Source organism: Actinosynnema sp. NPDC037264, assembly GCF_055603705.1.
In genome coordinates this window covers 25063-34254 of record NZ_JBVJVK010000081.1, presented here as the reverse complement: position 1 = coordinate 34254, position 9192 = coordinate 25063, and the positions used below count along the sequence as shown (strand labels likewise).

Below are 9192 nucleotides of genomic sequence, written 5' to 3'. Positions count from 1 at the left end.
GCGGGTGCGGCAGGCGATGGGCGAGCTGGTGGAGCGGGGCATCCGGTTCGCGGTGGACGACTTCGGCACCGGCTACTCGTCGCTGGCCAGGTTGAAGGACCTGCCGGCGCAGATCATCAAGGTCGACCGGCGGTTCGTGTCCGGTGTCGGGAGCGACTCGTCGGACTTCGCGGTGGCGAAGGCCGTGGTCGACATGGCCCGGGCGATGGACCGCAAGTGCGTGGCCGAGGGCGTGGAGACCGCGACCCAGTTCCACGTGCTGCGAGGCATCGGCGTGGACACCTACCAGGGCTGGCTGTTCTCGCGCCCCGTGCCGCCCAAGGAGTTCCGCGCGGTGCTGGCACTTGGTCCGTTGCACATCCCCCGCGCCGGTTGATGGGCGATACTCCCGTTCCGATGGACGCCACGACGTCAGGTGCCGACCGGTGAACCAGGAACGGATGATCGCCGACCTCGAAGCCAGGGCGCGGCACCTGGCCGAGCGGTCCCGCGAGCTGCGGGACCGGATCCGGCGCGCGCAGGCCACGCAGCGGTCGCCGGACGGCGTGGTGACGGCGACCGTCGCGCCGAACGGGTCGTTGCGGCACATCGAGTTCTCGGCCGCGGCGGAGGAGTTCTCGCCCGCCAGGCTCGGTGAGGTGGTGATGGACACCGTGCGGCGTGCGCAGGAGCAGGCCGCGCGGCAGGCGGTGTCGATCGTCGAGCCGCAGTTCGGCGGCACGGCGGCGATGGACTTCCTGACCGGCTCGGTGCCGCCGGGGTCGGCTGGGGTTTCGCTGGGTGAGGAGGTCGGTGACGACCTGCCCCTGCCGCGGAGCCTGAGGGCGCCCGAGGACGAGCCCGGGTCGGCTCGGTGACCGGGTTCCCCGTGCTGGAGTTGACCGGGTCGGCGCCGGACACGCTCGAGGCCGACCTCGCCGTGCCGACGGCGGACGTCGACCCGTTGGCCCTGCTGGCCGACGCCGGGCTCGGGTGGTTGGTCGAGCACGTGGACTTCCTGCGCGAGCCGCTGGACTGGCTGGCGGGCCACGGCGACCGGTTCGAGGACGCGGTCGCCACCTGGAAGCAGGTCGCCACCACGTTGGACGGCATCGTGCGGCGGCGGGCGGGTGGCGGTCGGCTCACCGCGGAGATCGCCGGGATGAGCCGGCTGTGCGTGGACGTCGCGGCGCACGTGGCCGAGGTGGGCGCGATAACGGCCGCGGTCCGCGGTGTGTTCCGCGACGTGGTCGCGTTGTTCGTCCGGGAGGTCTTGGACAACGCCACCGTCGCGCTCGCGGCGTCGGAGATCACGGCCGGCGGCTCGCTGCCCGAGTTCGCGGCGTGGGCGGTCGGGCGGGGCGCGGTCGTGCTGGACCGGATCAACCGGAGGTTGGCGGACCTCGGGCGCGTGATGGCGCGGATCCTGGCGGCGCTGAAGGCGTTGTTCGGCAAGGCGCGCGACATGCTCAAGGCCATCACGCGCTTCGGCGAGTGAGCTCCCCGGTCAGCCCCCTGCCCGGTCGGCTCTATGCCCGTCAGCTCACTGTCCGGTCAGCCCCAGTGCCCCTGGGCGGGTGGGGGCGGGCCGGGAACGCCGGGCGGAGGTGGGCCGGGAACGCCGGGAGGCGGGCCACCCATCGGAGGTCCCCCCATCGGCGGGCCGGCCTGCTGGTGCGGCGGCGTCTTCGGCTTCGCGCCGCGCATCGCCCGACCCACCGGGGGCAGCGCGGCCACCAGACCCGCGACGAACCACAGCACCAGGGCCACCACCGGCATGATCCCGAAGGAGAACGGGAGACCCGGCGAGACGTCGACGACGATGAGCCCGAAGCTCACCACGGCCAGCAACGAGATCGCGACCAGTCCCCACCGCACGCCGGGCACCCGGCTGAAGAGCAGCACGACGAGGATCAGCGCCAGGGCCGGCAGCACGAACGCGACGGCGGCCGCGACCTCGAAGCTCCCGTAGTTGCGGGGGAACGGTGGCACGAGGATCGTGCCCCAGAGCTCCATCGCGAACCCCGTCTGGCTCGCGAACCCGGCCGCGCCGATGAGGGCGAGGAGCACGCCCGGCAGGTACAGCAGCCCGGCGACCACGGCCATCGCCTTGCCCGGCGGCTTGGGCGGGCCCGGGTATCCGGGGTAGCCCTGGCCCGGGAAGGGCGGCTGGGCACCGGGGAACGGCGGCTGGCCGGGGAACGGTTGCCCGGGCATCGGCTGGCCCTGGAACGGTTGGCCGGGCATCGGTTGGCCGGGCAGCGGCTGGCCCGGCATCGGCTGTCCGGGCAGCGGCTGGCCCGGGTACTGCTGGCCGGGCATCGGCTGGCCGGGGTACTGCTGACCGGGGTTGGGGTGAGTCATGCGCGCGCCTCCAGGTTCGAGCTGAAAGTTACCGTCGGAGGCGGCCCGCACGGCGCGGTTCGCCGCATTCCGGCGGAAACCTCCCCCCTACTGGGACGCCGACGCGCGGATCAGCGGCAGCAGCTCGGCGATCCGGTGCCGTGGCAGGTCGATCAGCCTCAGCTCCAGGTCCTCGTGCTCGCCGATCCGCTCCCGCGCCTCCCGCTTGGTCATCGCGCCGCGGGTGGCCGTGACCAACGCCTCGCGCCACACGTTGCCCAACTTGCCGTGCGCGCGCGTGAGCACCTCCCGCACGGCCAGCCCGCCGACGTCCAGCGTGCCCGCCAGCACCTGGTCGGCCACGACCACGCAGTGCTTGCCGTCCGGAGTGGAGCGCAGGAACCGCAGCGCGAACCTGGTGTCCACCAACGACCTCAGCTCCTGCTGGCCCGCCGCGGACGACACGTTCGGGTGGTTGTTGGGCACGAGCGCCGCCATCCGGCCGGGCGAGCACGCCAGCAGCGTCCGCAGCAGCCACGGCCCGGGGTCGCCGGACAGGTCGACCGCCAACGACGCCGCGCCCTTGCCGATCGGGTCGGCCCACCCCGGCGCACGCGGCTTCGGCGGCGGCGAGGACTCCGGCCGCGGCGCCAGGTCGACCAGGGCGGCCAGCGCCGTCGAACCCGGCCCGGTCGCCTCCACCGACTGCGGACCGTGCGTGTAGATCGCGGTCTTCGCCGAAGCGGGTGACACCGAACGGCGGGACGTCGGTCGGCACACGTACAGGTCGGCCGCGCTGCCGATGGCCTGCGCGCCGTCGAACCGGTGGAACGCGGGCAGGATCGCCTCGAACACCAACCCGAGCCGCTGCAACTCCTGCTGCACCTTCAGCCCCAGCGCGGGCGTCCGGTCGCTGAACCCGTACGCGAGCAGCACCCGTCCCCGACCGAGGTCGGCCAGGCACTCGACCGCCCGCGCGGCGAACAGCCCCATGCCCTCCGGCGTGTACGGCGGATCGCTGAACACGAGGTCCGCCGACTCCAGCACGGCGGGAGGCAGGCCGAACCGGAAGTCCGCGTGCACCGTCCGAACCGACCACCCGCGCTCACGGGCACGGGTCGAGATGTGCTCCAGCAGCCGGTCGTCCACGTCCACCACGACGACCTCGACGGCCGGGTTCACCGCGCACACCGCGAGCGAGGTCAGGTCGTGGTCGCCGAGGCACAGCAGCGTGCGCCCGGCCAGGTCGTAGGTCGTGTCCAGCCACAACGCGCGCTTCAGCGCCGTCTCCGCCGTCGCCTGCACGTGGTCGAGCGCGGCCAGCGGCGGCGGCACGTCCGCGATGTCGGCCAGGATCGACCGCAGGTGCTCGCCGTGCCGGGGCACGAGCGCGTCCACCGGGTCCACCAGGTCGTCGCCGGCGCGGAACCCGGCGTAGTCGGCGGCCTTGGCGGGCGCGAGCCGGAACCGGTCGCGGCTGGTCTCCAGGTCGTCGCCGACCGCGGTCAGCAGCTCCTGCACGGTGCGCCGCGGCACAGCGGGAAGCCGAACCAACTCGGCCAGCGTGTGCCAGTCGTCGCACAGCAGGTCGACCACGCGCCGCAGCTTGCGGGCGTGCGGGCCGCGTTCAGCGAGGAGTGCTCGCACCAGTTCGGTTGCCACAACCGGTGCAGCCTACTGACCGGATGGTGAAACGCCGTGCCACGGTCGGACTGACGGGCTAGGGTCGTTCGACGCTTGATGCCCATCGGCAGGAGGATCCACGGGTGATCGAGTTCCGCGACGTGACCAAGCGGTTCGACGACGGGACCACCGCGGTGAACGGCCTGGACCTCGTGGTCGAGGCGGGCACGATCACCGTCTTCGTCGGACCGTCCGGGTGCGGCAAGACCACGTCCCTGCGCATGGTGAACCGGATGATCGACCCCACGTCGGGCACCGTCCTGGTGGACGGCGCGGACGTGCTGGGTGTGGATCCGCCCACACTGCGGCGCGGCATCGGGTACGTGATCCAGCAGGCGGGCCTGTTCCCGCACCGGACGGTGCTGGACAACGTGGCCACGGTGCCGCTGCTCATCGGCTGGACGCGCCGCAAGGCCAGGGAGCGCGCCGCCGAGCTGCTGGAGCTGGTCGGCCTGCCCGCCGAGCTCGGCCACCGCTACCCCGTGCAGCTGTCCGGCGGCCAGCAGCAGCGCGTCGGCGTGGCGCGCGCGTTGGCCGCGGACCCGCCGGTGCTGCTGATGGACGAGCCGTTCAGCGCGGTCGACCCGGTGGTGCGGGAAGGGCTGCAGGACGAGCTGCTGCGGCTGCAGGCGGAGCTGGACAAGACCATCGTGTTCGTCACGCACGACATCGACGAGGCCATCCGGATCGGCGACAAGGTCGCGGTGATGCGCACCGGCGGCTTCCTCGCCCAGTACGCGCCGCCCGCCGAGCTGCTGACCCGGCCCGCGGACGACTTCGTGGCGAGCTTCGTGGGCAAGGACCGCGGTTACCGCAGTCTGTCCTTTGTGGACTCGTCCGGGGTTGAAGTGGCGGAGGTGCCCACGGTCGTCGAGGGCGCCGAGGTCGAGTCCTCTTCGGACTGGCGGCTCGTGGTGGACGCGGAGGAGCGGCCGCAGGGCTGGGTCGCGCCGGACGCGTCGGTCGTGCCGGGCGGCTCGCTGTACGAGGTGGGCGCGTCGATCCGGGGCGCGCTGGACGCCGCGCTGTCCTCGCCGTCCGGGCTGGGCGTCGCCGTGCGCGGTGACGGGCGGTTGGCGGGCGTGGTGACCGCGCGCCAGGTGCTCGACGTGATCGAGAGCCGCCGTGGGTGACATAGCGAAGTACCTCAGCGACGCGGGCACCAGGGCGGCGCTGCTGGACATGCTGCTCGACCACGTCTACCTGTCGTTGGTGCCGCTGGTGGTGTCGGTCGTGCTGGCGATCGTGCTCGGGTTGCTGTGCCACCGGTTCCGCCAGGTCAACGCGGCGCTGATCGGGCTGTCGAACGTGGTCTACACGATCCCGTCGCTGGCGCTGTTCGCGATCATCCCGGCGGTCATCGGCACGCAGGTGCTCGACCCGTTGAACGTGATCCTCGCGTTGACGGTCTACACGACCGCGCTGCTGGTCCGGCCCGTCGCCGAAGCGCTGGCCGCGGTGCCCGCGCACGTGACCGCCGCCGCCACCGCCATGGGCTTCCGGCCGCTGCGCCGGTTCTTCACGGTGGAGCTGCCGCTGTCCGTGCCGGTGCTGGCCGCCGGCGTGCGGGTCGGCTCGGTGAGCAACATCAGCCTGGTGAGCGTGGGCGCGTTGATCGGCACGGGCGGTCTGGGCACGTTGTTCACCGACGGTTTCCGGCAGCGGTACCTGGCGCCGATCATCATCGGCATCGTGCTCACGCTGGTGCTGGCGCTCGTGGTCGACCTGCTGCTCGTGCTGCTGCGCAACCGGTTGACGCCGTGGGCGCGGGCGGGTGGTGCGCCGTGATCTTCGCGGACGCGTTGGCCTGGCTGGTCGACCCGGCCAACTGGTCGGGCGGCAAGTCGATCCCGGTGCGGGTCGGCATCCACCTGCTGTACTGCTTCGGCGCGGTGCTCGGCGCGGCGCTGATCGCCGTGCCGCTGGGCCTGTACGTCGGGCACACCGGGCGTGGTGGGGTGGTGCTGGTCGGCGGCAGCAACGCGCTGCGGGCGTTGCCGACGTTGGGCCTGGTCACGTTCCTGTACCTGGTCGCGGGCGGTGGCACGACCGGTGTGCTGATCGGCCTCGTCGTGCTGGCCGTGCCGCCGATCCTGGCCGGCACCTACGCCGGCATCCAGGACGTGGACCGAGGTGTGGTCGACGCGGCGAGCGGCATGGGCATGACCGGCGCGCAGCGGTTGTGGCGGGTCGAGGTGCCCAACGCGCTGCCGCTGCTCGTCGGTGGTCTGCGCAACGCCATGTTGCAGGTGGTCGCGACCGCGTCGGTGGCGGCGTACGTCGGTATCGAGACGTTGGGACGTCCCCTGCTGGACGGCCTGCGGGTGTTGGACTACGGGCAGTTCGTCGGCGGGGCGATCCTCATCGCGCTGCTCGCGGTCGTGCTGGACGTGGTGCTCGCGGGCGTCGGCAGGCTGGTCGTGCCCGCGGGTTTGAGGCTGTCGGCCAAGGCTCGTCGCGCGGGGAGTGGGAAGGCGCGGTCGAGCGGGTCGCGGTCGAGGCGTCGGGGAGAGCCGGCGCCAGTCGAGTCTGGAGGAAGTACGGCATGAAGCGCACGTTGGCCGTTGTCGTCGCGGCGACCGCCCTGGTCGTCTCCGCGTGCGGGTCCAAGGAGGACCTCGGCGGGGGTGGCCAGCAGGCCGCGTCGGGTGAGGTCGTGGTCGGTTCGGCCGACTTCACCGAGAACAAGATCCTGGCCGAGATCTACGCCGGTGCGCTGAAGGCGACCGGCGCGAACGTGACGGTGAAGGCCGGCATCGGAGCGCGCGAGCTGGTCGTGAAGGCGTTGCAGGACAAGTCGCTCGGCGTGGTGCCGGAGTACACGGGCAACCTGCTCAACTACTTCGACAAGACCAACACCACCACCGAGGCCGAGGAGGTGTACACGGCGCTGAAGTCCAAGACGCCGTCCGGCCTCGAGGTGCTGGAGAAGTCGGACGCGGAGGACAAGGACGTCCTGGTGGTCACCAAGGCCACCGCGGACGGCGGCGTGAAGTCGATCGCCGACCTCGGTTCCGGCAAGTACGCGCTGGGCGCGGCCGGTGAGTGGGCGCAGCGCTGGGAGGCCAAGATCCAGGAGCTGTACGGGGTCAAGTTCACCGAGATCAAGACCACCGACACCGGTGGCCCGATCACGGTGGACGCGCTGAAGGACGGCACCGTGCAGGTGGCCAACCTCTACACGACGTCGGCGGACATCAAGGCGAACGACTTCGTGGAGCTGGACGACCCGAAGGTGATGTACCCGGCCCAGAACGTGGTGCCGCTGCTGCGGTCGGACGCGGTCGACGCGAAGGGCAAGGACGCGCTGAACAAGGTGTCCGCGGCGCTGACCACGGAGAAGCTGGCCGATCTCGTCAAGCGGGTGGACGTGGACAAGGAGACGATCGCGAACGTGGCGGCCGACTTCCTGAAGTCCGTCACGCTCTGAGCCCGCGATCGCGACTCCCTCGGCCCGGCCGCCCGTTCCAGGGTGACCGGGCCGAGTTGCGCCAGGACGCTCGCGCGGCGGGGTCGCGCTGCCACCGTTCGCCTGCCACCAGGCGAGACCGGTGGTGAGCAGTCCGCCGGCAGAGCCGGCGACTTGCGACGAGCCCAGGGTGCGTTCAGTACTAGCCTATGTTCACCGAAAATGAACATGAGGCAATTTTGAACACACGCTTGACCGAGTTGCGGGAGTGGCTGCGTCCGCTCGGCCTCGAGGCCGACGTGGGTGACCGGACCGCCGACGAGTGGGTCGACCTGGTGGCTCGCGTCAGCCGGGCCTCGGGCGCGACTCGGACGTACGCCGTCCTGGTCAAGCGCGCGGTGCCGGCCGAACTCGCGACGGCACTGCACCCGCACGCGTCACTGCCCACCCTGGTCGTCGCCCGCTCGATCACCGAGCAAGCCGCGAACCTGCTGCGTGCGCGGGGCATCGACTACGTCGACGAGGCGGGCAACGCCCACATCGCGTGGGATGACGTGCTCATCGACGTCCGAGGGCGTCGTAAGGCCGGCGGGCGCCCCGGCGGTCCCCCGCGCGGGAGCAAGGCGTTCGGCCGCGCGGGCCTGCAGGTCGGGTTCGTCCTGCTCAGCCGGCCGTCGATGGCCGGGGAGCCGCTGCGCGCGCTCGCACGCGCCGGCGGGGTCTCGCTCGGCACGGCTCAGGCGGTCGTCGATGACCTCGCCAGGGCGGGCTACCTGTACGAAGTGGCGGGCGAACGCAGGCTGACGAGAGCGGGTGAGTTGCTCAACCGCTGGTCGGAGGCCTACTCGACCAGGCTCTCGCCAACGCTGGCCCTCGGCGACTTCGACGCTCCCGACCTCTCGTGGTGGCGCGATTCGGAGGAGGAGTTGACGCAGGCCGACGTCCAAGTGGGTGGCGAAGCCGGTGCGAGCGTCCTCGACCCGCACCTCATCCCGGCGACTCTCACCCTCTACGCCGCCGAACGGCCGCGCTCGCTCATCGGCAGGCACCGGTTGGTGCGCGCCGAACGAGAAGGCAACGTCCACGTTCGACGGCGGTTCTGGACGGCCGACCGGCAGTCGTGGATCGTGCCTTCCACGCTGATCTACGCTGATCTGCTCGCTTCCGGCGACCCTCGCCAACGCGAGCACGCGGACAGGATGAGAAGCAGTGACGATCGACTTGCGAGCCTCGACCGACTATGAGGTCCTCAGGGCCGCCGAGGTGCTGGCGCGAATCGACGAAGTGGCGCACGAAGCGCGGGTCCACTACCTGGTCGTGGGTGCGACCGCCCGCTCGCTCATCTCGCTCGGCCTGCTCGGCAGGAGTCCTGACCGACGTACCCGGGACATCGACATCGCGGCCGAGGTCGAAGATCTTCGCCTGGCGGGATCGGCACCACGACGACCGTCGCGACGCCCTCGACCTGGCGACGATGATCGCGTGGTACTCGTCCGGGAAGTACGAGGACCGGCTCTACGCCGAGGATTACGACGTGTTCGAGAAGTCCGGCACGACCTGTCGGCAGCCGGAGCACGGCTACTGGGGTCGCACCTGCCGGCTTTGCTCGATGGAGGCGGTACCGCCGAACTGCTCCGCATCCTGGACGACCACGAGTTGATGGGGCAGTTGGCGAAAGACATGGGTTCCGCTCGTGCCGCGGTCATGGTGCAGGACTTGAGCCGAGGTGCTCGCGATGTCATCGACGAGACCAAGCGGACCTGACCCGGATGACCGAC

At 71.6% G+C, this 9192-nt stretch carries 11 protein-coding genes; 9 read left to right on the top strand and 2 right to left on the bottom strand.

The window, feature by feature from the left end:
• The 3 genes from ACZ7GX_RS41860 to ACZ7GX_RS41850 all read left to right on the top strand — a co-directional run.
• On the top strand, positions 1-376 hold a 376-nt coding region (locus tag ACZ7GX_RS41860), incomplete at its 5' end, for an EAL domain-containing protein (RefSeq protein ID WP_498785738.1).
• A 49-nt stretch (positions 377-425) separates the two neighbouring features.
• Complete coding sequence (locus tag ACZ7GX_RS41855) at positions 426-857, top strand: YbaB/EbfC family nucleoid-associated protein (protein WP_498785736.1); 432 nt, start codon at positions 426-428, stop codon at positions 855-857.
• Complete coding sequence (locus ACZ7GX_RS41850) at positions 854-1477, top strand: hypothetical protein (RefSeq protein WP_498785734.1); 624 nt, start codon at positions 854-856, stop codon at positions 1475-1477. Before ACZ7GX_RS41855 ends, ACZ7GX_RS41850 begins: the two co-directional genes overlap by 4 nt.
• Positions 1478-1533: 56 nt before the next feature.
• Here ACZ7GX_RS41850 and ACZ7GX_RS41845 read toward each other — a convergent pair whose 3' ends face one another.
• Positions 1534-2343, bottom strand: coding sequence for a hypothetical protein (locus ACZ7GX_RS41845; protein WP_498785731.1), 810 nt, complete (start codon positions 2341-2343; stop codon positions 1534-1536).
• A gap of 87 nt (positions 2344-2430) precedes the next feature.
• A complete protein-coding gene (locus ACZ7GX_RS41840; RefSeq protein ID WP_498785728.1) occupies positions 2431-3984 on the bottom strand; it encodes a bis-aminopropyl spermidine synthase family protein in 1554 nt (517 codons plus the stop codon).
• A 104-nt stretch (positions 3985-4088) separates the two neighbouring features.
• Here ACZ7GX_RS41840 and ACZ7GX_RS41835 point away from each other — a divergent pair, with 104 nt between their 5' ends.
• From ACZ7GX_RS41835 to ACZ7GX_RS41810, 6 genes are all read left to right on the top strand, one after another.
• Entirely contained in the window at positions 4089-5138 is a 1050-nt protein-coding gene (locus tag ACZ7GX_RS41835) for an ABC transporter ATP-binding protein (protein ID WP_498785726.1), read from the top strand.
• A gap of 49 nt (positions 5139-5187) precedes the next feature.
• Positions 5188-5793, top strand: a complete 606-nt coding sequence (locus ACZ7GX_RS41830) for an ABC transporter permease (RefSeq protein ID WP_498785741.1) — start codon at positions 5188-5190, stop codon at positions 5791-5793.
• Complete coding sequence (locus ACZ7GX_RS41825) at positions 5793-6554, top strand: ABC transporter permease (RefSeq protein WP_372470781.1); 762 nt, start codon at positions 5793-5795, stop codon at positions 6552-6554. Before ACZ7GX_RS41830 ends, ACZ7GX_RS41825 begins: the two co-directional genes overlap by 1 nt.
• Positions 6551-7435, top strand: coding sequence for an ABC transporter substrate-binding protein (locus ACZ7GX_RS41820; protein ID WP_498785724.1), 885 nt, complete (start codon positions 6551-6553; stop codon positions 7433-7435). The genes ACZ7GX_RS41825 and ACZ7GX_RS41820 overlap by 4 nt, the downstream gene beginning before the upstream one ends.
• Positions 7436-7653: 218 nt before the next feature.
• Positions 7654-8658, top strand: coding sequence for a type IV toxin-antitoxin system AbiEi family antitoxin (locus tag ACZ7GX_RS41815; RefSeq protein ID WP_498785722.1), 1005 nt, complete (start codon positions 7654-7656; stop codon positions 8656-8658).
• Positions 8624-9178: a hypothetical protein gene (locus tag ACZ7GX_RS41810; protein WP_498785720.1), complete on the top strand. Its 555-nt coding sequence runs from the start codon at positions 8624-8626 to the stop codon at positions 9176-9178. The genes ACZ7GX_RS41815 and ACZ7GX_RS41810 overlap by 35 nt, the downstream gene beginning before the upstream one ends.
• The last annotated feature ends 14 nt before the right edge of the window (positions 9179-9192 follow it).

Excerpts from the sequence above, each read along its gene's own strand:
- ACZ7GX_RS41845 (WP_498785731.1), bottom strand. The coding sequence starts at position 2,343 with ATGACTCACCCCAACCCCGGTCAGCAGTACCCCGGCCAGCCGATGCCC.
- ACZ7GX_RS41830 (WP_498785741.1), top strand. The coding sequence starts at position 5,188 with ATGCTGCTCGACCACGTCTACCTGTCGTTGGTGCCGCTGGTGGTGTCG.
- ACZ7GX_RS41820 (WP_498785724.1), top strand. The coding sequence starts at position 6,551 with ATGAAGCGCACGTTGGCCGTTGTCGTCGCGGCGACCGCCCTGGTCGTC.